This is a genomic window from Mycobacterium sp. NTMscope_MAC_12 (genome assembly GCF_976985675.1).
In genome coordinates this window covers 4679291-4701199 of record NZ_CDRJYY010000001.1, presented here as the reverse complement: position 1 = coordinate 4701199, position 21909 = coordinate 4679291, and the positions used below count along the sequence as shown (strand labels likewise).

Annotated in this window: 24 protein-coding genes; 15 read left to right on the top strand and 9 right to left on the bottom strand. The window is 67.0% G+C overall.

The window, feature by feature from the left end:
• The first annotated feature begins 67 nt into the window (after positions 1-67).
• Entirely contained in the window at positions 68-751 is a 684-nt protein-coding gene (gene regX, locus AC0KS4_RS21750; protein WP_225328778.1) for a two-component sensory transduction protein RegX, read from the top strand.
• 3 nt (positions 752-754) lie between these two features.
• Here regX and AC0KS4_RS21745 read toward each other — a convergent pair whose 3' ends face one another.
• Positions 755-1558: a DUF3109 family protein gene (locus AC0KS4_RS21745; RefSeq protein WP_225328779.1), complete on the bottom strand. Its 804-nt coding sequence runs from the start codon at positions 1556-1558 to the stop codon at positions 755-757.
• 118 nt (positions 1559-1676) lie between these two features.
• On the opposite strand from AC0KS4_RS21745, the gene AC0KS4_RS21740 reads away from it, so the two are divergent.
• The 9 genes from AC0KS4_RS21740 to AC0KS4_RS21700 all read left to right on the top strand — a co-directional run bounded on the left by AC0KS4_RS21740 (position 1677) and on the right by AC0KS4_RS21700 (position 9226).
• On the top strand, positions 1677-2693 hold the full coding sequence (locus AC0KS4_RS21740; protein WP_225328780.1) for a Ppx/GppA family phosphatase: 1017 nt from the start codon (positions 1677-1679) through the stop codon (positions 2691-2693).
• The gene (locus tag AC0KS4_RS21735) at positions 2690-3652 is read left to right on the top strand and encodes a hypothetical protein (protein ID WP_225328781.1); all 963 of its coding nucleotides are present in this window, start codon (positions 2690-2692) and stop codon (positions 3650-3652) included. The genes AC0KS4_RS21740 and AC0KS4_RS21735 overlap by 4 nt, the downstream gene beginning before the upstream one ends.
• Positions 3653-3667: 15 nt before the next feature.
• A complete protein-coding gene (locus tag AC0KS4_RS21730) occupies positions 3668-4510 on the top strand; it encodes a sugar phosphate isomerase/epimerase family protein (protein ID WP_238956921.1) in 843 nt (280 codons plus the stop codon).
• 25 nt (positions 4511-4535) lie between these two features.
• Positions 4536-5372, top strand: a complete 837-nt coding sequence (locus AC0KS4_RS21725) for a thioesterase family protein (protein WP_225328783.1) — start codon at positions 4536-4538, stop codon at positions 5370-5372.
• Positions 5373-5399: 27 nt separating this feature from the next.
• The gene (gene proC, locus AC0KS4_RS21720) at positions 5400-6275 is read left to right on the top strand and encodes a pyrroline-5-carboxylate reductase (protein ID WP_225328784.1); all 876 of its coding nucleotides are present in this window, start codon (positions 5400-5402) and stop codon (positions 6273-6275) included.
• 139 nt (positions 6276-6414) lie between these two features.
• Positions 6415-6672 (top strand): cell division/environmental response transcriptional regulator, encoded by a 258-nt coding sequence (locus AC0KS4_RS21715; RefSeq protein WP_067164836.1) that lies wholly within the window; start codon positions 6415-6417, stop codon positions 6670-6672.
• A gap of 147 nt (positions 6673-6819) precedes the next feature.
• Positions 6820-6921, top strand: a complete 102-nt coding sequence (locus AC0KS4_RS21710; protein WP_003402602.1) for a 30S ribosomal protein bS22 — start codon at positions 6820-6822, stop codon at positions 6919-6921.
• A gap of 107 nt (positions 6922-7028) precedes the next feature.
• Complete coding sequence (locus AC0KS4_RS21705; RefSeq protein WP_225328785.1) at positions 7029-8156, top strand: SDR family oxidoreductase; 1128 nt, start codon at positions 7029-7031, stop codon at positions 8154-8156.
• Positions 8138-9226 (top strand): lysophospholipid acyltransferase family protein, encoded by a 1089-nt coding sequence (locus AC0KS4_RS21700; RefSeq protein WP_225328786.1) that lies wholly within the window; start codon positions 8138-8140, stop codon positions 9224-9226. Before AC0KS4_RS21705 ends, AC0KS4_RS21700 begins: the two co-directional genes overlap by 19 nt.
• An 82-nt stretch (positions 9227-9308) precedes the next feature.
• Here AC0KS4_RS21700 and AC0KS4_RS21695 read toward each other — a convergent pair whose 3' ends face one another.
• The 8 genes from AC0KS4_RS21695 to AC0KS4_RS21660 form a co-directional block, all read right to left on the bottom strand.
• Positions 9309-10235 (bottom strand): cyclopropane mycolic acid synthase family methyltransferase, encoded by a 927-nt coding sequence (locus AC0KS4_RS21695; RefSeq protein ID WP_225328787.1) that lies wholly within the window; start codon positions 10233-10235, stop codon positions 9309-9311.
• Positions 10236-10757 (bottom strand): FAS1-like dehydratase domain-containing protein, encoded by a 522-nt coding sequence (locus AC0KS4_RS21690; protein WP_225328788.1) that lies wholly within the window; start codon positions 10755-10757, stop codon positions 10236-10238. It lies immediately after the preceding gene.
• 44 nt (positions 10758-10801) lie between these two features.
• Positions 10802-11710 carry an HAD family hydrolase gene (locus tag AC0KS4_RS21685; RefSeq protein WP_225328789.1) on the bottom strand — a complete coding sequence of 303 codons (909 nt, stop codon included), beginning with the start codon at positions 11708-11710 and terminating at the stop codon, positions 10802-10804.
• A gap of 277 nt (positions 11711-11987) precedes the next feature.
• Complete coding sequence (locus tag AC0KS4_RS21680; protein WP_225328790.1) at positions 11988-12203, bottom strand: hypothetical protein; 216 nt, start codon at positions 12201-12203, stop codon at positions 11988-11990.
• A 384-nt stretch (positions 12204-12587) separates the two neighbouring features.
• Positions 12588-13376 carry a hypothetical protein gene (locus AC0KS4_RS21675; protein ID WP_225328791.1) on the bottom strand — a complete coding sequence of 263 codons (789 nt, stop codon included), beginning with the start codon at positions 13374-13376 and terminating at the stop codon, positions 12588-12590.
• Positions 13373-15862, bottom strand: coding sequence for a putative adhesin (locus tag AC0KS4_RS21670; RefSeq protein ID WP_238956920.1), 2490 nt, complete (start codon positions 15860-15862; stop codon positions 13373-13375). The genes AC0KS4_RS21675 and AC0KS4_RS21670 overlap by 4 nt, the downstream gene beginning before the upstream one ends.
• Positions 15863-15866: 4 nt before the next feature.
• The gene (locus AC0KS4_RS21665; protein ID WP_225328793.1) at positions 15867-16157 is read right to left on the bottom strand and encodes a WXG100 family type VII secretion target; all 291 of its coding nucleotides are present in this window, start codon (positions 16155-16157) and stop codon (positions 15867-15869) included.
• Positions 16150-16458: a WXG100 family type VII secretion target gene (locus tag AC0KS4_RS21660; RefSeq protein WP_225328794.1), complete on the bottom strand. Its 309-nt coding sequence runs from the start codon at positions 16456-16458 to the stop codon at positions 16150-16152. Before AC0KS4_RS21660 ends, AC0KS4_RS21665 begins: the two co-directional genes overlap by 8 nt.
• A gap of 59 nt (positions 16459-16517) precedes the next feature.
• Between AC0KS4_RS21660 and AC0KS4_RS21655 the strand changes: the two genes are divergently transcribed.
• From AC0KS4_RS21655 to hemB, 5 genes are all read left to right on the top strand, one after another.
• Positions 16518-16787: a glutaredoxin family protein gene (locus AC0KS4_RS21655; RefSeq protein WP_225328795.1), complete on the top strand. Its 270-nt coding sequence runs from the start codon at positions 16518-16520 to the stop codon at positions 16785-16787.
• A gap of 115 nt (positions 16788-16902) precedes the next feature.
• On the top strand, positions 16903-18273 hold the full coding sequence (locus AC0KS4_RS21650) for a glutamyl-tRNA reductase (protein WP_238956919.1): 1371 nt from the start codon (positions 16903-16905) through the stop codon (positions 18271-18273).
• Between the two features lie 13 nt (positions 18274-18286).
• Positions 18287-19234 (top strand): hydroxymethylbilane synthase, encoded by a 948-nt coding sequence (gene hemC, locus AC0KS4_RS21645; RefSeq protein ID WP_225328821.1) that lies wholly within the window; start codon positions 18287-18289, stop codon positions 19232-19234.
• Between the two features lie 23 nt (positions 19235-19257).
• On the top strand, positions 19258-20916 hold the full coding sequence (locus AC0KS4_RS21640) for a bifunctional uroporphyrinogen-III C-methyltransferase/uroporphyrinogen-III synthase (RefSeq protein ID WP_225328797.1): 1659 nt from the start codon (positions 19258-19260) through the stop codon (positions 20914-20916).
• Complete coding sequence (gene hemB / locus AC0KS4_RS21635) at positions 20916-21896, top strand: porphobilinogen synthase (protein WP_238956918.1); 981 nt, start codon at positions 20916-20918, stop codon at positions 21894-21896. Before AC0KS4_RS21640 ends, hemB begins: the two co-directional genes overlap by 1 nt.
• Positions 21897-21909: the final 13 nt, after the last annotated feature.

Below are 21909 nucleotides of genomic sequence, written 5' to 3'. Positions count from 1 at the left end.
GAGGAGTTGCGCTCATGACCCGCGCGTATGACGATGCCGAGCGTAGCGATGAGGAGGAATCGCGCTCATGACCAGTGTGCTGATCGTGGAGGACGAGGAGTCGCTGGCCGATCCGCTGGCGTTCCTGCTCCGCAAGGAGGGCTTCGAGGCCACCGTGGTGACCGACGGGTCGGCGGCGCTCGCCGAGTTCGACCGAGCCGGCGCCGACATCGTGCTGCTCGACCTCATGCTGCCCGGAATGTCGGGCACCGACGTCTGCAAGCAGCTGCGCGCGCGTTCCAGCGTGCCGGTGATCATGGTGACCGCCCGCGACAGTGAGATCGACAAGGTCGTCGGTCTCGAGTTGGGCGCGGATGACTATGTGACCAAGCCCTATTCGGCGCGTGAGCTGATCGCGCGGATCCGGGCGGTGCTACGCCGCGGCGGCGACGACGAGTCCGAGATCAGCGACGGCGTGCTCGAGTCCGGCCCGGTGCGGATGGATGTCGAACGCCACGTCGTGTCGGTCAACGGTGACGCGATCACCTTGCCGCTCAAGGAATTCGACTTGCTCGAGTACCTGATGCGCAACAGCGGCCGGGTGCTGACCCGCGGGCAGCTGATCGATCGGGTGTGGGGTGCGGACTACGTCGGCGACACCAAGACGCTCGACGTCCACGTCAAGCGCCTGCGGTCCAAGATCGAAGCCGACCCGGCCAACCCGGTGCACCTGGTGACGGTGCGGGGCCTGGGCTACAAGCTGGAAGGCTAGCGGCTACTCGGCGATGCGAGTCGCCGGGTGCACCGCGATAAGCCCTAACTTGCTGCGGCGCTTGCACATTGCGGCCAGCTCCGCGTAGGCCTTGCTGCCCAGCAGCTCGGTGAGTTCGTCGGCCAGGCTTTCCCACACCTGCTTGGCGCCGACGTGAGCGGCCGGGTCGCCGGTGCAGTACCAGTGTAGGTCGGCGCCCCCGGAACCCCAGCCGCGGCGGTCGTATTCGGTGACCCAGGTCTTGAGGATCTCGGTGCCGTCGGGCCGGGTCACCCACTCCTGGCTGCGGCGGATCGGCAACTGCCAGCAGACATCCGGCTTCATGGTCAGCGGCGGCACACCGAGCTTGAGCGCCTTGCTGTGCAGCGCGCAGCCGACCCCGCCCGCGAAACCGGGGCGGTTCAGGAAGATGCACGCATCCTTGTGCTTGCGGGTGCGGTACTGCGGTTGGCCCTCGTGCTCGTCGAGCTCCAGATATCCCTTGCGGCCCAAGCCTTTTTCGCGGTACTGCCAGTCGGCGGCGGTCAGCTTTTTCACCGCGTCGTCCAGGCGGGCGCGGTCGTCGTCGTCGGACAGGAACGCGCCGTGCGAGCAGCACCCGTCGTCCGGGCGGCCCTCCACCGTGCCCCGGCAGGCCGGAGTGCCGAACACGCACGTCCACCGCGAGAGCAGCCAGGTCAGGTCGGCGGCGATCAGATGCTCGGGGTTGTCGGGGTCGTAGAACTCCACCCATTCGCGGGCGAAATCCAGTTCGACCTCTTGGCCCGGCGCTACCGGTTCCGGGTGCGAATTCGCCACGGAGTCCACGTTAGACCACATTTCGGCGCAGCCGAGCCGCTGACACTCGCGCCCGTATGGCCGTGATCACGGTGGGTTAACCGGGTCGCGCAAGAGCCCGGCGGCCAGGCCCGGTTAGGTTGTCTACGTGCGATTGGGCGTTCTCGACGTGGGCAGCAACACGGTGCATCTCCTGGTGGTCGATGCCCACCGGGGCGGTCATCCGACGCCGATGAGTTCGACGAAGGCCACCCTGCGGCTGGCCGAGGCCACCGACAGCGCCGGCAAGATCACCAAACGTGGCGCCGAAAAGCTGATCTCCACCATCGACGAATTCGCCAAGATCGCCGACAGTTCGGGCTGCGAGGAGCTGATGGCCTTCGCCACCTCGGCGGTCCGGGACGCCGGCAACTCCGAGGACGTGCTGAGCCGGGTGCGCAAGGAGACCGGCGTCGAGTTGCGGGTGCTGACCGGTGTCGACGAGTCGCGGCTGACCTTCTTGGCGGTGCGGCGCTGGTACGGCTGGAGCGCGGGACGGATCATCAACCTCGACATCGGTGGCGGTTCGCTGGAGATGTCCAGCGGCCTGGACGAGGAGCCCGAGGTCGCGATGTCGCTGCCGCTGGGCGCCGGCCGGCTGACCCGCGAATGGCTGCCCGACGACCCACCCGGGCGGCGCCGGGTGGCGATGCTGCGGGATTGGCTGGACGCCGAGCTCGCGGAAGCCAGCGCGAAGATCCTCGATGCCGGCAGTCCCGACCTGGCGGTGGCGACGTCGAAGACGTTCCGCTCGCTCGCGCGGCTCACCGGCGCGGCCCCGTCGGGGGCCGGGCCGCGGGTCAAGAGGACGCTGACAGCAAACGGCCTCAGGCAACTCATATCTTTCATCTCTAGGATGACGACCGCTGACCGGGCGGAACTGGAAGGAGTGAGCGCCGAGCGCGCCCCGCAGATTGTGGCGGGTGCGCTGGTGGCGGAGGCGAGCATGCGAGCGCTGTCGATTGAAGTGGTGGATATTTGCCCGTGGGCATTACGGGAAGGTCTCATTCTGCGCAAACTCGACAGTGAAGCCGACGGAACTGCCCTCATGGGCCCGTCGGTGCGTAATGCTGGAGGTCAGGTAGTTGATCGGAATCAGCACCGATCGAGAGGCGACAAACCATGACCGGACCGCACTCCGAGACCGAAAGCCCGGGCACTCGGCCGATCTCGGTGGCCGAATTGCTGGCCAGAAACGGAACCATCGGCGCCCCGGCGGTCACCCGTCGGCGCCGCCGTCGCCGCGGTGACAGCGACGCGGTGACCGTCGCCGAGCTCACCGGCGAAATCCCCGTGGTGAGTGACGACGACGACGTCGAACACGGCGCCACCGACACGATCGAGGCCGCCCAACCCGCCGAACCCGCCGACGACACCGAGAACGGCGTCGTCGAGCCGGTGACCGAAGACAAGCCCAAGACCGCCTACTGGTCCGAGCCCGAGCCGCGCTGGCCCAAGTCGCCGCCGCAGCCCAAGCGGACGCCGGGCCCCGAGCGCAGCGAATACCCCCGGCCGTTGGCCAACGGGACCGTCAAGCCCGGCGAACCCTCTGGCGCCGAGGACATGAGCTTTGACCCGATGGACCACTACGCCGACATCCCCGTCGACGTGATGGACTCCGACGTCCGCGAAGCCGAACCCGCGCTGGAGGACTCCGCCTACGTGCGCTCCTACCTGCAATCCTCGGGCTCGTTGGAGGAGGACGAGGACGCCGCCGGCGCGGGGTCGCTGACCGCCGGACTGCTCGGCGACGAGGAGCACCTCGAGGGCGAAGACGGGCACGTCGAGGGCGCGGACGCTCACCCGGCGCCGGGCAGGCTCGACTCGCTGTGGCGGGGCGCCGTGGTGGTGCTCCAGTCGATCCTGGCGGTCGCATTCGGCGGCGGGTTGTTCGTGGCCTTCGACCAGCTGTGGCGCTGGAACAGCATCGTGGCGTTGGTGCTCTCGGTGCTGGTCATCCTCGGCCTGGTGGTGGGGGTGCGGGTGGTCCGCAAGACCGAGGACATCGCCAGCACGTTGATCGCGGTCGCGGTGGGTGCGCTGATCACCCTGGGGCCGCTGGCGCTGTCGTTGCAGTCGGGCTAGCGGCGCCCACAGCCAGTGCGCCCAGCCATCAAAGTCGGCCTCTCCACGGCTTCGGTGTACCCGTTGCGGGCCGAGGCCGCGTTCGAGTACGCGGCCCGGCTGGGGTATGACGGCGTCGAGCTGATGGTCTGGGCCGAGTCGGCGAGCCAGGACGTCGCGGCCGTCAAGAAGCTGTCCCGGCGCTATCGCGTCCCCGTGTTGTCGGTGCACGCGCCGTGCCTGCTGATCTCGCAACGGGTGTGGGGTCCCAATCCGATCCCCAAGCTGGACCGCAGCGTGCGCGTCGCCGAACAGCTGGGCGCGCAGACCGTCGTCGTGCATCCGCCGTTTCGCTGGCAGCGGCGCTACGCCGAGGGGTTCAGCGACCAGGTGGCCAAACTGGAAGCGTCGAGCGACGTGATGGTCGCGGTCGAGAACATGTTCCCGTTCCGGGCGGACCGGCTTTTTGGGGCCGGTCAGTCGCTGGAACGGATGCGCCGGCGCGGCGGCGGCCCCGGTGCGGCGATTTCCGCGTTCGCGCCCTCCTACGACCCGCTCGACGGCAACCACGCCCACTACACGCTGGACCTGTCCCACACCGCGACCGCAGGCACCGATTCCCTGGACATGGCGCAGCGGATGGGGGCGGGGCTGGTGCATCTGCACCTGTGCGACGGCAACGGGCTGCCCGCCGACGAGCATCTGGTGCCGGGACGCGGCACACAACCCACCGTCGAGCTGTGCCAGATGCTGGCCGCCAGCCATTTCGCCGGGCACGTCATCCTGGAGGTGTCGACGTCCGGCGCGCGTTCGGCCAATGAGCGCGAAGCCATGCTCGCCGAGTCGCTGCAGTTCGCCCGCACGCATCTGCTGCGCTGATCATTCAGGAGACCCGCGAAAGTCCATGAGCGCGTTATTCACCACCGCAATGTCGTTGCGGGAGGCCGGTTCCGGCGTCTACGAAGGAGAGCTCGACAAGCGCTGGACCATCGGTCCCAAGGTGCACGGCGGCGCGATGCTGGCCCTGTGCGCCAACGCCGCGCGCACCGCCTGCGGCGGGCCGTCGGCCGGGCCGGTCCTGCAGCCGGTCGCAGTGTCGGCGAGCTTCCTGTGGGCGCCCGATCCGGGGCCGGTGCAGTTGGTCACGTCGATCCGCAAGCGCGGCCGCCGGATCAGCGTCGTGGACGTCGAGCTCACCCAGGGTGACCGCACCGCGGTGCACGCCGTGGTCAACCTCGGCGAGCCCGAGCATTACCCTCCCGACGGCGCCGTGAAGCCGCTGCTGTCGGCCAACCCGGTGCTGGACCTGATGGCGCCCGAACCGCCCGACGACATCGAGCCGATCGGCCCCGGGCATCCGCTGGCCGGCCTGGTGCACCTGGGCGAGGGCTGCGATGTGCGGCCGGTGTTGTCGACCATGCAGGTCCGCGACGACGGGCGCCCGCCGGTGATCCAGATGTGGGCGCGCCCCCGCGGCGTGGCCCCGGACGCGCTGTTTGCGCTCATGTGCGGCGATTTGTCGGCGCCGGTGACCTTCGCGGTGGACCGCACCGGCTGGGCGCCCACCATCCAGCTCACGGCCTTTCTGCGGGGGTTGCCGGCCGACGGGTGGCTGCGCATCATCGCGACCTGCACCGAGATCGGGCACGACTGGTTCGACGAGGACCACACGGTCGTCGACAGCCTGGGGCGCCTGGTGGTGCAGGCCCGCCAGCTGGCGTTGGTCCCTGCCGCTCGCTAGCGGCCGGTGTCTGCGATGCTGTCGGGCATGGCAAGAATCGCGATCATCGGTGGCGGCAGCATCGGGGAGGCACTGCTGTCGGGTCTGCTGCGCGCCGGCCGGCAGGTCAAGGACCTGGTGGTGGTCGAGCGGGTGCCCGAGCGTGCCAAGTATCTGGCCGATACCTATTCGGTGCTGATCACCTCGGTGGCCGAGGCGGTGGAAAACGCGTCGTTCGTCGTGGTCGCGGTGAAGCCCGCCGACATCGAGTCGGTGATGTCGGAGGTCGCGCGGGCGGCCGGCGCGGCGGAGAGCGATACCGCCGAGCAGGTGTTCGTCACGGTCGCGGCCGGCGTCACCATCGCCTACTTCGAATCCAAACTCCCGGCCGGGACCCCGGTGGTGCGGGCCATGCCGAATACGGCGGCGCTGGTGGGCGCGGGGGTCACGGCCCTGGCCAAGGGCAGGTTCGTCACCCCGCCGCAGCTGGAGGGCGTCTCGGCCCTGTTCGACTCCGTGGGCGGGGTGCTGAACGTTCCCGAGGGCCAAATGGACGCCGTCACGGCGCTGTCGGGCTCCGGTCCGGCGTATTTCTTCCTGATGGTCGAGGCCCTCATCGACGCCGGCGTCGCGGCGGGCCTGAGCCGCGAGGTGGCCGGCGACTTGACCGCGCAGACCATGGCCGGCGCGGCGGCGATGCTGCTGGAACGGATGGACGCCGACCGTCGGCTCGGCGAGCTCGAGGCGCCCGGCATGCGGGTGGACGCCACCGCGACGCAGCTGCGGGCGACGGTGACCTCGCCCGGCGGGACCACGGCGGCGGCGCTGCGCGAGCTGGAACGGGGAGGCCTGCGAGCGGCCGTCGACGCGGCGGTTCAGGCCGCGAAAATGCGCTCTGAGCAGCTAAGAATTACATCAGAGTAATCCAAGTTTTTTGAACTGATTGTCCCCCACCAGTACCAGTAACCCCATCAGTCCCGCTATTCTCCTCTTTGTAAGCACGTGTGGGTGCCAGCGGAGGGGAAGCCGCTGGCATGCGCGTGCCTGACACGATTGGGTTGCGATGACGTCTACGAATGGGCCATCAACGCGAGATTCTGCAGGTAAGCCACGGGATACCAGTTCCGTCGATGGCCAGCAGGGCAGGACGCAATTCCTCACCGTCGCCGAGGTGGCGGCGTTGATGCGGGTGTCCAAGATGACGGTCTACCGGTTGGTGCACAACGGTGAACTGCCCGCGGTTCGGGTGGGCCGGTCCTTCCGGGTGCACGCCAAGGCCGTCCACGACATGCTCGAGACGTCCTACTTCGACGCCGGCTGACCCGAACCGGTGGCCGCTTTCGGGCGGCTGCTGGCTTCGCGGTTGCGCGGCGATCAGGCGACGCCGGTTTGGCGTTGGGTGCGTCCGGCTGGGTAAAGTGACCGGGTCCAATCTTTGAAGCAGGTCTCGGTCTAGATAGCGGAGTTCATGGGTTCAGTAATCAAGAAGCGGCGCAAGCGTATGTCGAAGAAGAAGCACCGCAAGCTGCTGCGTCGCACCCGGGTGCAGCGCAGAAAACTCGGCAAGTAACCCCCGCTGCGGCCTTCCTAAGGCCGTCATAAGGCCACCGTAAAAAGGCCCTAACTGGTCGCAACGCGCCATAGTGCGGCCGTCTCGCCGACGGCTAGGCTGTTCGGGTGGATGCGTCGAATGGGGAGAACACCGGGCCGGACGACACCTCCGGCAATGCGGCGCATTACCCCAAAATCGTGCTGGTCACCGGTGCCTGCCGGTTTCTGGGCGGCTACCTGACGGCTCGGCTCGCGCAGAACCCGATGATCAAAGGCGTCATCGCGGTGGACGCGATCGCCCCCAGCAAAGACATGCTGCGCCGCATGGGACGCGCCGAGTTCGTCCGCGCTGACATCCGTAATCCCTTTATTGCCAAGGTGATTCGCAACGGCGACGTCGACACGGTGGTGCACGCGGCGGCCGCGTCGTACGCGCCGCGCTCCGGCGGCACCGCGGCGCTCAAAGAGATCAACGTGATGGGCGCGATGCAGCTGTTCGCGGCCTGTCAAAAGGCCCCCTCGGTGCGCCGCGTGGTGCTCAAGTCGACGTCGGAGGTGTACGGCTCGAGCGCCCACGATCCTGTGATGTTCACCGAGGACAGCACCAGCCGTCGGCCCTTCCGCGACGGTTTCGCCAAGGACAGCCTCGACATCGAAGCCTATGCGCGCGGATTGGGGCGGCGCCGGCCCGACATCGCCGTGACGATCTTGCGGCTGGCCAACATGATCGGTCCGGCGATGGACACGACGTTGTCGCGTTATCTCGCCGGGCCTTTGGTGCCGACGATGTTCGGCCGCGGCGCCCGGCTGCAGTTGCTGCACGAGCAGGACGCCCTCGGTGCGCTCGAGCGCGCGGCCATGGCCGGCAAGGCGGGCACGTTCAACATCGGCGCCGACGGCATCATCATGCTGTCGCAGGCGATCCGTCGGGCGGGCCGGATCCCTTTGCCCGTACCGGGTTTCGGCGTTTGGGCGCTGGATTCGCTGCGCCGCGCCAACCGCTACAACGAGATCAGCCGCGATCAGTTTGATTATTTGAGTTACGGCCGCGTCATGGACACCAGCCGGATGCGCTCAGAACTCAACTACCAGCCGAAATGGACGACGGCGGAGGCCTTCGACGACTACGTTCGCGGCCGAGGCCTGACTCCCATAATCGACCCAGATCGGGTACGCTCCTTGGAAGGTCGCGCCATATCTCTAGCCCAGCGCTGGGGTAGCCGAAATCCAATTCCGTGGGGTGGGGTCAGGTAGGTATCGTGGCGGGTGAAACCAGAGCGAATGTCATTCCACTGCATACGAATCGGGGCCGGGTAGCAGCGCGCCGGAGAGCCGATCAACGAGCAGAGTCAGCCCGCCAGCACCCGTCGTTGTTGACCGATCCGAGCGGCCGCGCGTCGGCGGAGCAGATCGCCGCGGTGGTTCGCGAAATCGACGAGCACCGCCGTGCCACGGGGGCATCGTCCGGCGAGGCGCCGCTGAATGAGCTGGCGCAGCGCGTCGCGTCGGTCGCCGGATTCCTGCGCCAGCGGCTGACGGGTGACTACAGTGTCGACGAGTTCGGCTTCGATCCGCACTTCAACAGCGCGATCGTCCGGCCGCTGCTGCGGCTGTTCTTCCGGTCCTGGTTCCGGGTCGAGGTGAGCGGGATCGAGAACCTGCCCGCCGACGGCGCCGCGTTGGTGGTCGCCAATCACGCCGGGGTGTTGCCGTTCGACGGGTTGATGTTGTCGGTGGCGGTGCACGACGAGCATCGCGCGCATCGTGAGCTGCGGCTGCTCGCCGCCGACATGGTGTTCGACCTGCCCGTGGTGGGCGAGGCGGCCCGCAAGGCCGGCCACACCATGGCCTGCACGACGGACGCGCACCGACTGCTCGCCGCCGGCGAGCTCACCGCCGTGTTCCCGGAGGGCTACAAGGGGCTGGGGAAGCGGTTCGAGGACCGCTACCGGCTGCAGCGGTTCGGCCGCGGCGGGTTCGTCACCGCCGCGCTGCGGACCAAGGCGCCGATCATCCCCTGCTCGATCATCGGGTCCGAAGAGATCTACCCGATGCTGACGGACGTCAAGCTGCTGGCGCGGCTGTTCGGGCTGCCGTACTTCCCGATCACGCCGCTGTTCCCGTTGGCCGGGCCCGTGGGCCTGGTGCCGCTGCCGTCGAAATGGCACATCGCGTTCGGTGAGCCGATTTACACCGACGACTATGCGGCCTCCGACGCCGACGACCCGATGGTCACCTTCGAGCTGACCGATCAGGTGCGCGAGACCATCCAGCAGACGCTGTACCGGTTGCTGGCCGGCCGTCGCAACATCTTCTTCGGCTGAGCCTTTTCCCGCTGAGCCGCGGGGGCCAAAAGGAAACGCCACCACGGAAATCCGTGGTGGCGTTGACCTTTGAAGACGTCGGCTACTTCACCATGGTGAACTGGCAGACGTTCGTGTAGCCGTCGCGGAACAGGTCCGAGCAGCCCCGCAAGTACTTCAAGTAGATGTCGTAGGTCTCCTGCCCCTTCAGGGCAATCGCCTCTTCCTTGTGCGCCTCGAGCGCATCGCCCCAGGCGGTCAGCGTCGGCACGTAGTTCTTGCCGATGAAGTGGTGCCGCTCGATCTTGAAACCCGCGTCCGTCGCGTACCTGTCGACCAGGTCGACCTGGGGCAACTTTCCGCCCGGGTAGATCTCCTTCAAGATGAAGCTGATGAACCGGAGCAGGGTCATGTTGACCTTCAACCCCATCGCGTTGCCCTCTTCGCGGCTGGGGACCACGATCGAGTGCAGCAGCATGCGGCCGTCGTCGGGCAGCAGGTCGTAGTACTTCTTGAAGAAGGTGGCGTAGCGCTCGTACCCGGCGTCACCGGCGCCGTCGGCGAAGTGCTCGAACGCGCCCAGCGACACGATCCGGTCGATCGGCACGTCGCCGGGGAATTCCTCCCAGCCCTGGATCCGCACCTCTTTACGGCGGGGGCTGTCCATCTTTTCGAACTCGGCGACGCAGTGGGCGTACTGGTTCTCGCTCAGCGTCAACCCGATCACGTTGACGTCGTATTCGGCCACCGCGTGCCGCATCGTCGAGCCCCAGCCGCTGCCGATGTCGAGCAGCGTCATGCCGGGCTCGAGGTTCAGCTTGTCCAGAGCGAGCTTGCGCTTGGCGTACTGCGCCTCTTCCAGCGTCTTGGTCAGATTCTGCGGATCGGGATTCTCGTCAAAGTAGCCACAGCTGTACGTCATCGAGGGGTCAAGCCACAGCTTGAAGAATTCGTTCGACTTGTCGTAGTGGGATCGCACGGCCTCGACCGGCGGATGCAGCTGCGTTCCCGTTTCCCCCTGTGGTGACATTTACGACGCCCCTATCTTTCCTGCGGATATTGATGCAACTGCCGCGGCGGTTGCTTCGGTGTCGGCCTGGTTTGCGGCTTCCCCCAGCATTGTGACAACGCTGGTGACGATCGGCTTTCCATCGGCATCGGTCACTTCGCTGCGGATCTCCGCCAGCACGGTGCCGTGGGACTCAATGACCGAGTCTAGGTAGGTGTCGAAGTAAAGCCTATCGTGAGCCAGGATCGGGCGGTAGAACTTGAACTTCTGGTCGCGGTGGATGACCCTGGCGATGTTGATGGGGATGCTGAACTTGGTGAAGATCTCCAACTGCACGCGGCGCCCGGCAATCGCGAGGAACGTCAGCGGCGCCACCATCTCGGTGTACCCCGCCTTCCGGGATTCATTCTCGTCGAAATGCGCCGGGTGGTCGTCTTTGATCGCCTGGGCGAACTCACGGATCTTTTCGCGACCGACCTCGAAGTAGTCCGGTGCGCGGTAATGGCTGCCGATAAGTCCTTCGGCTTCTTTGGGGACTGTCATGCCGCTGTGCTCTCCGCTCGAAGATGTCTCAGCGGCGCAGCCTATCAGCGTGATTGCCGCCGAGAGGCCACCGCGGCCAGCGCACCCCCGGCCGCGCCCAGCGCCAACGCCGACGGCACCCCGATCCGCGCCGCCTTGCGGGCGGTGCGGAAGTCGCGAATCTCCCATCCGCGCTCCCGGGCCAGGGCGCGCAGGCGGGCGTCGGGATTGATGGCGACCGCGGTCCCCACCAGCGACAGCATGGGCACATCGTTGTAGCTGTCGGAGTAGGCGGTGCAGCGTTTCAGGTTGAGCCCCTCGCGAATTGCCAGCGAGCGCACCGCGTGCGCCTTGCCGGCGCCGTGCAGGATGTCACCGACCAGCCTGCCGGTGAAGACCCCGTCGACCGATTCCGCGACGGTGCCCAGCGCGCCGGTCAGGCCGAGGCGTCGCGCGATGGTCGCGGCGAGCTCGTAGGGGGTGGCGGTGATCAGCCACACCTGCTGGCCGGCGTCCAGATGCATTTGCGTCAGCTCGCGGGTGCCGGGCCAGATCTTGTCGGCGATGATCTCGTCGTAGATCTCCTCGCCCAAGGCCACCAGCTGCTCGACCGACCTGCCCTCGATGAAGGCGAGCGCCTTGCGCCGGCCCGCGGCGACGTCGTTGCTGTTCTCCTTGCCGAGGACCTGAAACTTGGCCTGGGCGTAGATGAATCCGAGGACATCGCGATAGGTGAAGTAGTTGCGCGTGGCTAACCCACGGCCGAAGTGCACCGCCGAGGAGCCCTGCACCAGGGTGTTGTCGACATCGAAGAAGGCGGCGGCGGTGAGGTCGATCGGGGGTTGCGGACGGTCCTGGCTGGCGGCGGCTTCCTGCATGCCCTCGATCGCGCGGGCCGCGCTGGCGTCCGCGCCCAGCGACTCCAGGTCGACGTAGCCGGTGTGGTCTGCGTTGACCGGGTCAAAGGAAGTCATCGCCCAACCTCCTAGATCGCTGTGTTGCCTGGTGACCCAGCGGGTGCCCGATACACAACCCTATCGGGCAGATGACGAGGGGGCGGGTATGGCTGGGTCGTCGGCTACCCGGCTGTCCGGCTGCCGGGCTGATGCCTCGGGCTGCCGGCTGCCGAACGTGACGCTGCAGTCACGTTCGACGCCGAGTGTGACTGCAGCGTCACACTCGTGGCTCGGCGGGCCCATTTGGTCGGGGCGCGATAAGACTTGTCCGTGGGCGTCGGTTCAGGAAACGAGCCTAAGCTTTCTTGTCGGGATCGAACTCGGTACCGGATGTGTCATCCCAAAATTTCGGCGAGACGTCTGTTTTGCGGTCTTCGGACGCAACCGCGTCGACTCTGGCCTGAAATTCATCGAAGCCCTTCCTTGCGCGCGCTAATTCTTCTGCCGTTGGCGCGGTAACGCCAGCTTCTTCTGGCGTCGAAAAAGTCTTACCGGCAATCTTTTTGCTCATTGGGAACTCCCGTCATGACGAGAAGGTGCGCGCGGAACAGATAGTCGGCGTTGAATCATTCCGATAAACGTCCTAACTGCCCGAGCGCCGAAACTCGGCTTGGCGATAGAAGAATCCGAGGATGTCGGTAGGTGAAGTAGTTACGCGAGGCCAGCACGTGGCTGAAATGCACGCCGAGGAGCTCTGCGCCACGTGTCGTGCACGTCGAAACAGGCGGCGGCTATCGGGTCAGATGGCGTGGGGGAGTTGACGTGTCCGCACTGCCGGCTGCACCCGAACGCGACGCTGGCGTCACGTTCGACGCCGAGCATGACCACACCGATCACACCCAGGGCCAAACCCGGTTTGCTGATCGTTATTTGGACGCGTCTGCTGCAACGACGATTATGATTCGTCAGTTCCACTGGCGGTCAATGATTCACGATCGAAAATCACCCAGTCATCGGCGTTGTTGACAATCTGGACGCCGTCGAGCTCGGTGGTGGTCGTCAGCATATCTTTGAGTGCCTCCCACTTCATGCCCCCATATCTGATCCCTGGACGTGTTCGCGTCGTGTAAGCGCGTATCACGCGCGGCATGTGCTGGACAGCGAACGTTTTCATAATCGGTTGGCCCTCTTCGCTTTGCACTTTCGCAAGCTCAATGAATATCTCGCGTCCTCGGAGCACAGATCCGATCGACGGCGAAAGTTTCTCCGGCGGCGTGTGAAGAGCGCGTGTTATTAGATCTTCAACCGCGTTATCACTATTCGGCGGAGGTTCAGAGAGTTCATTTGAGCGATTTTCTCTAGACTGCAGAACATCGAGAACTTCGGTTATTTGTTGTTTATTAATTGCTACCCACTGCGACGTGCGATTGCAGACGATCACCCAGTCGAGGTCCGGCATGGAGAGCGCTGCGGCAAGCGCATCTTCGAAGGCGCCACCGGCGAAGGTGTTGGGTAGATCTGGGTGGTCTTCCGATGTGTACAGCATCATGGCATTTGTTCCGTCGGGCAATCGCAGCAAGGGGGTAGCATTGAGCTGCTTTCCCTCATGTTCAACGGTCGTTCGAGGAAAAAATAATTCGACACCACGAAGTGCCGAAAAAAGACGTCGATCTGTCTCCGGCGACTTTTGTTGGGCAGCGAAATCAATCAATTCGTCGATTCCGGCGTTGTGGGGTGCCGTCAACGTTTATACCTTTCGTAAGGCGTGAACTTTTCATTGAATTTATCATATATTCCGTTTACGTGGTATATCTTGCCCGTCGGCGAAGTTGGATCGAAAGTACATACAGCTAAATCGACAAGGCCCATGTTTTCGTGGATAAGCTTACTAATGAGCGTCGGACTCGTTACAGTTAGCGGTGAGCCTAGAATGTTTAACCCATCCGGTGGATGGATTGTATAGTTGGGTATAAGCTCGCCTGGTTTAAAAGTCTTGGAATAAACGCCGGAGGTGTCTCCGCCGGTCTCGATAAGATTGCCCAGTGAGTCAGTAATAGTCGAGCCGTGCTCGGCAAAAGTCGTAATACTCGAGCCTTTCGGCACAGTAAAGAAGCCGTCGCCGGGATCGTAACTTCCATGTCCGCTTATTGTGTGCTTCTCGCCTTGCGGCATCTCGTCATGTGGAATCCCGTGACCGGGGAGTTCCCCTGGTTGGTGCTCACCTTGATCAGGTGGCTGGCCATCGCTTGGTGGTATCTCCTTTGGGGTTTCCTTGGGAAAGGAGTCCGACGGCGGCGCCCCATCACCGGGAAGGTGAGGTGCGTTGCCGTCGCCGGGTGGATGTGGACCGGCGCTACGCGGTTCGGGCGGATGTGCAGCGGGTTCCCCGCCGTGAGGCACCTCCCCGAGGCCGGGAGGCGTTTCGGCGGGGAGGCCGCCCGCGGGGACAGAGGGAACCGACGGCGGCTCCGGCAAAGACGGCATCGATGGCATCGAAGGAGCCGAGGCCGCCGGCATCGAGGCTGCCGGGGTTGAAGCGGCGGGCGCGGCCGCTGGCGGCACCGTGGGTGGTACCCGCGTGGCAGGCTCGTGCGGCTGCGGATAGGGCGATGGTGTGGCTTCTGCGGGGGCCGATACCGGTGGCTTGCCCCCCGATTCTGGTGGGACCGCAATCGGTTTCGGTTCGCCGCTGTGAGGTGTCCCGCCGACCGGCGGCTTGGATTCGGTGGGGCTGTGCGGCAGAGGGCCGTCGGCGGGGCCCGGTGCCGGCTTGCCCGAAGGAGCTGGCGCGGGATGGCCCGGTTCCGGCGGCTTGACCTCCGGCGGCTTGACCTCCGGCGGTTTCACCTCCGGCGGTTTCACCTCCGGCGGCTTGACCTCCGGAGGCTTGGGAATCTCGGGCGGTTTCTTCAAACCCTTCAGCACATCGGCCGCCCGGCTGCCCGCTTTGCCCACCTTGGAAAGTGGTCCGCCCGGCAAGGCCAGCGTTGCCACATCGAAGAGCGATTTTCCGAGAGCCTCGGCCGGGTTTTTGCCCCACTCGTCCCAATGGGTGACGTCCTTTCCGAGCGCTTTCCACGAGTCGGCGACTCCGGGCCCACCGTCGGGGCCCAAGCCGACCAGTGGCGCGGCCCCGGAGGCCATGCCGTACACGTCTTTGGCGTAACCGATCGGATCGGTCTGAAGCCGGTTCGGGCTGAACTTCGCGAGCTGCTCGAGAAAGTCGTAGCCCTCGATGCCGACGCCTTTGAGGGTCTGGCCGACCTGGTTGAGTGCCCTGCCGACCGGCGTCCCGTGCAAAAAGTGGTCCCACTCCTTACCCGCCCAGTGGGCCATATCTTCTGCCGCGGTGGCGGCCGCTGACATGGTGGCCTCGATCTGGCCGCCCAGCGTTACGGCTTCATGGGAAAAGCTGTTGACCACTGTTTTGATGTCGTCGGCGATCCTCTTGATCTCGTCTTCGTCTTCATCGGTCAGCAGATCCCACACCTCTTTGATCCCGGTCAGCGGATCACAAATGCGGGACAGCAGATCCAGGATCGCCGCGTGGACCTGGTCGATCTTGGCCGCGTAGCTGTTGAGCTGCGCGGCGATCGTTTGGCATTGCCGCGCAACGCTGTTGGTGGCGCCAGACGCATCAGCCAACGCTTTGTTGATGGCGGCGGCCTCGGGAATCTGCTGCGCGGCAATGGCAGCCATCGTGCCGCCACCGGCCGCGATCTCGGTCGTCATGAAGTTGACGCCCGCAGTCGTCCACGCCGCCGCGGCCGCGCGCAACTTCGCCGAATCGCCAGTGGGCCAGATCATTCCGATATACGGCGCGACCCAGCTCCAGCCCGCCGGGGCGCCGCTGCCGGCACCCACGGCCGACGGCGGATGAGACGCCGCGGCCAGCGGCGCGGTCACCGGCGGCGTCGGCAAGCCGCCGGCGCGGCCCGTCACATCCGACATCGCCTCGGCCAGCGCATAGTTGTGGGCCGACATCCGCACGCCGTCGCCGATGCTGCACAGCCCATTGCGGGTACTGGTCATCGCCTCGATCACCTTGGCCGCCGCACCGTTGTAAGCGCGGCCCAGCGACGCACCGACCGGATCGTCACCGGCCATGCCCGCACTGCCGGCGAGCGCCGTGGTCAACGTCGAGATCACCGATCCCAACGAGACACCGGTGGAAAGTACCGTCGCGCCGGCGCGATCTAGGGCAGTCGGGTCACACGCCAGCGGCGCCATGCAGTCACGACCACATACCGAGATTCGTCGACATCGCGCCGGTGTAGTTGCCGTGCGCGGTCGTGGCGACCTTCTCGAGCTGCGCCAGCGCCTCGCGCATCATCGCCTCACCGCGCACCCAGTGCTGATGCGCCTCGGCGTGGGCCGCGGCGGCATCTCCCGACCATGTCGCGTGCAAACGCGTTACGCGAGAATCGATTTCGGCGATCATATCTTCGGCATACCGTTGAAACGCCGCCATCCGCTGCACCGCGTCGGCCAACGCCTGCGGATCCACCCGAAATGCCTCAGCCATCGCGCACCGCCCGCTCGGCCTGGGCGGACCCGGCCTCGTTGCTCTGATACGCCCCGCCGGCCTGGCCCACCAGATGCGCCAGCATCGACAACCCGAGCTCGACCTCGCGCGCGCCCTTGTGCCACAGCTCCCACGCCGAGGCGTAGGCACCCCCGGCCGCGCCCTGCCAACCGCCCAGCATCTGGCCGATCTGATCGTCGAGCTGCGACAGTTGAGCCGAAAGATGCTCGGCCGCACCGCTCAGGGAGACGGCGGCGCCCTGCATCACCACCGGATCGACCCGCACCGTGTTGTCGGCCATAGCCGGAACATAACTCCTGGTAGGCGGCCCCACAAGTCGCTAATGACACACTGATGCCCATGACTCAAGCGCCCGGCCGGCCGCAGGTGGAGTTGTTGACCCGCGACGGGTGCACCATCTGCGAGCGCCTCCACGCCCGGCTGGTCGTTTTGGCCGGTGAACTGGGCTTCGATCTGGCGACGACTGACGTCGACGCCGCGGCCGCGGAGGGCAACCCCGCGCTGCGGGCCGAGTTCGGTGACCGGCTGCCGGTGGTCCTGCTCGACGGCCGCGAACACAGCTACTGGGAGCTTGACGAGCCCCGGTTGCGCGCGGATCTCGCCCGCTGACAGGGCGGCCGGCTGGGCGCCGGGCAATTATTTGGTAGCCCAGCTGATAAACGTTTACCGTGGACAGCAGTTCAGTTACTGGAGGATGCAAGGGAGCTGGCCAGGTGATGCTGCCGTGAGCGTCTTGCTCTTCGGGGTTTCGCACCGCAGTGCGCCGGTCTCCGTCCTGGAACAACTCAGCATCGACGAGTCCGATCAAGGCAAGATCGTCGACCGGGTGTTGCAGTCGCCGCTGGTGACCGAGGCGATGGTGCTGTCGACATGCAACCGGGTCGAGGTCTATGCCGTGGTGGACGCGTTCCACGGCGGGCTCGCGGTGATCGGGCAGGTGCTGTCGGAACATTCCGGGATGTCGATGACCGACATCACCAAATACGCCTACGTCCGATACAGCGAGGCCGCCGTCGAGCACCTGTTCGCCGTGGCCAGCGGCCTGGATTCGGCGGTGATCGGCGAGCAGCAGGTGCTCGGTCAGGTGCGTCGCGCGTACGCCACGGCCGAGACGAACCGCACGGTCGGCCGGGTCCTGCACGAGCTGGCCCAGCGGGCGCTGTCGGTCGGCAAGCGGGTGCATTCCGAGACCGCCATCGACGCGGCCGGCGCCTCGGTGGTGTCGGTCGCCCTGAACATGGCCGAACGCCGGCTGGGCGGGCTGTCGGGGCGCACCGCCGTGCTGGTCGGCGCCGGGGCGATGGGCGCCCTGGCCGCGGCGCACCTGTCCCGCGCCGGCATCGCCCAGGTCCACGTGCTCAACCGGTCGCTGTCGCGGGCGCAGCGCCTGGTCCGCAAGATCCGCGAAACCGGTGTGCGGGCCGACGCGCTGCCGCTGGAACGGCTCACCGACGTCCTGGCGGGTGCCGACGTCGTCGTCAGTTGTACCGGGGCGGTGAGCCCGGTGGTCTCCCTGGCCGACGTGCACCACGCGCTCGCCGCCGCGAACCGAGACGAGACCACCGACCCGCTGGTGATCTGCGACTTGGGCATGCCGCGCGACGTCGACCCGGCGGTGGCCGGGCTGCCCGGCGTGTGGGTCGTCGATGTGGACCGCGTCCAGCATGAGCCCTCGGCCCACGCGGCCGCGGCCGACGTCAACGCCGCCCGCACCATCGTGGCCACCGAGGTTGCCGCCTACCTGGCCGGACAGCGGATGGCCGAGGTCACGCCGACGGTCACGGCGCTGCGCCAGCGCGCCGCCGATGTGGTCGAAGCGGAGCTCCTGCGCCTGGACAACCGGCTTCCCGGGCTCGCCAGCGCGCAGCGTGAAGAGGTCGCGCGCACCGTGCGGCGGGTGGTGGACAAGCTGCTGCACGCGCCGACGGTGCGCATCAAGCAGCTCGCCAGCGCCCCCGGCGGCGACAGCTACGCCGAGGCGTTGCGCGAGCTTTTCGAACTCGACCAGACCGCCGTCGACGCCGTCGCCGCGGGCGAATTGCCAGTCATCGCAAACGGTTTCGACGCGGGCACACCGCAGCAACCGGCCGAGTAACCGATTGGCGAACGTGATCCGGATAGGCACCCGGGGCAGCCTGCTGGCCACCACCCAGGCCGGGATCGTCAGAGACGCCCTCATCGCTCTGGGGCACCCGGCGGAACTGGTGACCATCACCACCGCCGGGGACCGGTCGTCGGGGCCCATCGAATCCCTCGGAGTGGGTGTCTTCACCACTGCCCTGCGCGAGGCCATGGACGAGGGCCGCGTGGACGCCGCGGTGCACTCCCATAAGGACCTGCCGACGGCCGACGATCCGAGGTTTGCTGTGGCGGCCATACCCGTGCGCAACGATCCCCGTGACGCGGTGGTAGCCCGGGACGGGCTGGTGCTCGGGGAGTTGCCGCCGGGTTCGCTGGTGGGCACCTCCTCGCCGCGCCGGGCGGCACAGCTTAGAGCACTGGGTCTCGGTTTGGAAATCCGCCCCCTACGAGGCAACCTAGATACCAGGTTGAACAGGGTAAGCAGTGGTGATCTTGACGCGATCGTGGTGGCCCGGGCGGGCCTGGCCCGAATTGGGCGCCTTGATGACGTCACCGAGACGCTAGAGCCGGTGCAGATGTTGCCAGCACCGGCTCAGGGCGCGCTCGCCGTCGAATGCCGCGCCGGTGACAGCCGGTTGGCGGCAGTGCTGGCGGAGTTGGACGACGCCGACACGCGTGCGTCGGTCACCGCGGAGCGAGCCCTGTTGGCCGAACTGGAGGCCGGCTGCTCCGCACCGGTGGGCGCGATCGCTGAAGTGGTCGAGTCCATCGATGAGGAAGGCCGGATCTTCGAAGAGCTGTCGCTGCGTGGTTGCGTGGCGGCGCTGGACGGGTCCGACGTGATCCGCGCATCCGGCATCGGCACTCCCGGTCGGGCACGAGAGCTCGGGCTTTCGGTCGCCGCGGAGCTGTTCGAGCTAGGTGCCCGAGAGCTGATGCGCGGAGCGCGGGAAGACCCGACGCGAGGAAATTAAGTGCGAGTTACGTGGGAGCGACAATGACGACGCGAGGGCGTAAGCCGACACCCGGCCGCATCACGTACGTGGGCTCCGGCCCCGGTGATCCCGGACTGTTGACGGCCCGGGCCGCCACGGTGCTGACGAACGCCGCTCTGGTGTTCACCGACCCTGACGTGCCCGAGCCGGTGCTGGCGTTGATCGGTAAAGACCTGCCGCCGGTGTCCGGCCCGGCCCCCGCCGACCCGGCCGCCTCCAACGGCGACGGCGCCGACCAAGGCCAGACGCAGGCGGCGGTGATCTCCGGCGGCCCCGACATCCGCCCGGCGCTGGGTGACCCCGCCGAGGTTGCCAAGACGTTGACCCACGAGGCGCGGACGGGCGTCGACGTGGTGCGGCTGGTGGCCGGTGACCCGCTGACGGTCGACGCCGTCATCACCGAGGTCAACGCGATCGCGCGGAGCCACCTGCACATCGAGATCGTGCCGGGCCTGGCGCCCGCCAACGCCGTCCCGACGTATGCGGGGCTGCCGCTGGGCTCGTCGCACACGGTGGCCGACGTGCGTGACCCGCAGGTGGATTGGGACGCGTTGGCCGCGGCGCCCGGACCGCTGATTCTGCAGGCCACGTCGTCGCATCTGGCCGACGCGGCGCGCACCCTGATCGACCATGAGCTCGCCGAGAACACGCCGTGCGTGGTGACCGCCCAGGGCACCACCTGCCAGCAGCGTTCCATCGAGACGACGCTGCACGGGCTGACCGACTCGGCCGTGCTGGGCGGCACCGACCCGGCGGGTCCGCTGACCGGTCCGCTGGTGGTGACCATCGGCAAGACGGTGTCCAGCCGGGCGAAGCTGAACTGGTGGGAGAGCCGCGCCCTGTACGGCTGGACCGTGTTGGTGCCCCGCACCAAGGACCAGGCCGGCGAGATGAGCGAGCGGCTGACGTCCTATGGGGCGCTGCCGATCGAGGTGCCGACCATCGCCGTCGAGCCGCCACGCAGCCCCGCGCAGATGGAGCGGGCCGTCAAGGGATTGGTCGACGGCCGATTCCAGTGGGTGGTGTTCACCTCCACCAATGCGGTGCGCGCGGTGTGGGAGAAGTTCGGCGAGTTCGGTCTGGACGCACGCGCGTTCTCCGGGGTGAAGATCGCCTGCGTGGGCGAGTCGACCGCCGACCGGGTCCGGGCGTTCGGGATCAGCCCCGAGCTGGTGCCTGCCGGCGAGCAGTCCTCGCTCGGTCTGCTCGACGACTTCCCGCCCTACGACAGCGTTTTCGATCCGGTCAACCGGGTCTTGCTGCCGCGGGCGGACATCGCCACCGAGACGCTGGCCGAGGGACTGCGCGAACGCGGTTGGGAGATCGAGGATGTCACCGCCTACCGGACGGTGCGGGCCGCGCCGCCGCCGGCGGAGACGCGGGAAATGATCAAGACCGGCGGGTTCGACGCGGTGTGCTTCACGTCCAGCTCCACGGTGCGCAACCTGGTCGGTATCGCCGGCAAGCCGCACGCGCGGACGATCATCGCCTGCATCGGTCCCAAGACCGCCGAGACCGCCGCCGAGTTCGGGCTGCGGGTGGACGTCCAGCCCGAGACGGCCGCGGTCGGTCCGCTGGTCGACGCTTTGGCCGAACACGCCGCGCGGTTGCGCGCCGAGGGCGCGCTCCCACCGCCGCGCAAAAAGAGCCGCAGGCGCTAGTGTCCTACCCGCGGCAGCGTCCGCGTCGGCTCCGCTCAACCCCGGCGTTGCGCCGTTTGGTCGCGCAAACGTCCCTGGAGCCAAGGCATTTGGTGCTGCCGATGTTCGTCGCCGACGGCATCGACGAACCCCGGCCGATCGCCTCCATGCCGGGGGTGGTGCAACACACCCGCGACTCGTTGCGCAGCGCGGCCGCCAGTGCCGTCGCCGCCGGGGTGGGCGGGCTGATGCTGTTCGGGGTGCCGGGTGATGAGGACAAGGACTCGGTGGGGTCGGCCGGTACCGACCCCGACGGCGTCCTCAACGTCGCCCTGCGCGACTTGGCCAAGGACCTCGGCGACGCCACCGTGTTGATGGCCGACACCTGCCTGGACGAGTTCACCGACCACGGCCACTGCGGCGTCCTCGACGACCGCGGCCGGGTCGACAACGACGCGACCGTGGCGCGCTACGTGAAACTTGCTGTGGCGCAAGCGGAATCGGGCGCTCATGTGGTGGGTCCGAGCGGGATGATGGATGGTCAGGTCGGCGCGATTCGCGACGGGCTGGATGCCGCCGGCCACACCGACGTGGCGATCCTGGCCTATGCCGCCAAGTTCGCCTCGGCGTTCTACGGCCCGTTCCGCGAGGCGGTCAGTTCCAGCCTGTCCGGAGACCGGCGCACCTATCAGCAGGAGCCTGGCAATTCCCGCGAGGCGCTCCGCGAAATACGGCTCGATCTGGACGAGGGCGCCGACATCGTGATGGTGAAGCCGGCATTGGGTTATCTGGACGTAGTGTCCGCGGCGGCCTCGATTTCGCCGGTGCCGGTGGCCGCCTACCAGGTGTCGGGGGAGTACGCGATGATTTGCGCTGCCGCCGCGAACAATTGGATCGACGAGCGCGCCGCGGCCCTGGAATCATTGACGAGCATCCGCCGCGCCGGAGCCGATATCGTTCTCACCTATTGGGCCGCGGATGCGGCAGGGTGGCTTTCGTGAGACGGGGCTTGCT

Bases quoted from the DNA above. Each gene is read 5' to 3' on its own strand.
- regX (WP_225328778.1), top strand. From the start codon at position 68: ATGACCAGTGTGCTGATCGTGGAGGACGAGGAGTCGCTGGCCGATCCG.
- AC0KS4_RS21735 (WP_225328781.1), top strand. From the start codon at position 2,690: ATGACCGGACCGCACTCCGAGACCGAAAGCCCGGGCACTCGGCCGATC.
- AC0KS4_RS21725 (WP_225328783.1), top strand. From the start codon at position 4,536: ATGAGCGCGTTATTCACCACCGCAATGTCGTTGCGGGAGGCCGGTTCC.
- proC (WP_225328784.1), top strand. From the start codon at position 5,400: ATGGCAAGAATCGCGATCATCGGTGGCGGCAGCATCGGGGAGGCACTG.
- AC0KS4_RS21715 (WP_067164836.1), top strand. From the start codon at position 6,415: ATGACGTCTACGAATGGGCCATCAACGCGAGATTCTGCAGGTAAGCCA.
- AC0KS4_RS21710 (WP_003402602.1), top strand. From the start codon at position 6,820: ATGGGTTCAGTAATCAAGAAGCGGCGCAAGCGTATGTCGAAGAAGAAG.
- AC0KS4_RS21695 (WP_225328787.1), bottom strand. From the start codon at position 10,235: ATGTCACCACAGGGGGAAACGGGAACGCAGCTGCATCCGCCGGTCGAG.
- AC0KS4_RS21690 (WP_225328788.1), bottom strand. From the start codon at position 10,757: ATGACAGTCCCCAAAGAAGCCGAAGGACTTATCGGCAGCCATTACCGC.
- AC0KS4_RS21685 (WP_225328789.1), bottom strand. From the start codon at position 11,710: ATGACTTCCTTTGACCCGGTCAACGCAGACCACACCGGCTACGTCGAC.
- AC0KS4_RS21680 (WP_225328790.1), bottom strand. From the start codon at position 12,203: ATGAGCAAAAAGATTGCCGGTAAGACTTTTTCGACGCCAGAAGAAGCT.
- AC0KS4_RS21670 (WP_238956920.1), bottom strand. From the start codon at position 15,862: ATGGCGCCGCTGGCGTGTGACCCGACTGCCCTAGATCGCGCCGGCGCG.
- AC0KS4_RS21665 (WP_225328793.1), bottom strand. From the start codon at position 16,157: ATGGCTGAGGCATTTCGGGTGGATCCGCAGGCGTTGGCCGACGCGGTG.
- AC0KS4_RS21660 (WP_225328794.1), bottom strand. From the start codon at position 16,458: ATGGCCGACAACACGGTGCGGGTCGATCCGGTGGTGATGCAGGGCGCC.
- AC0KS4_RS21655 (WP_225328795.1), top strand. From the start codon at position 16,518: ATGACTCAAGCGCCCGGCCGGCCGCAGGTGGAGTTGTTGACCCGCGAC.
- AC0KS4_RS21640 (WP_225328797.1), top strand. From the start codon at position 19,258: ATGACGACGCGAGGGCGTAAGCCGACACCCGGCCGCATCACGTACGTG.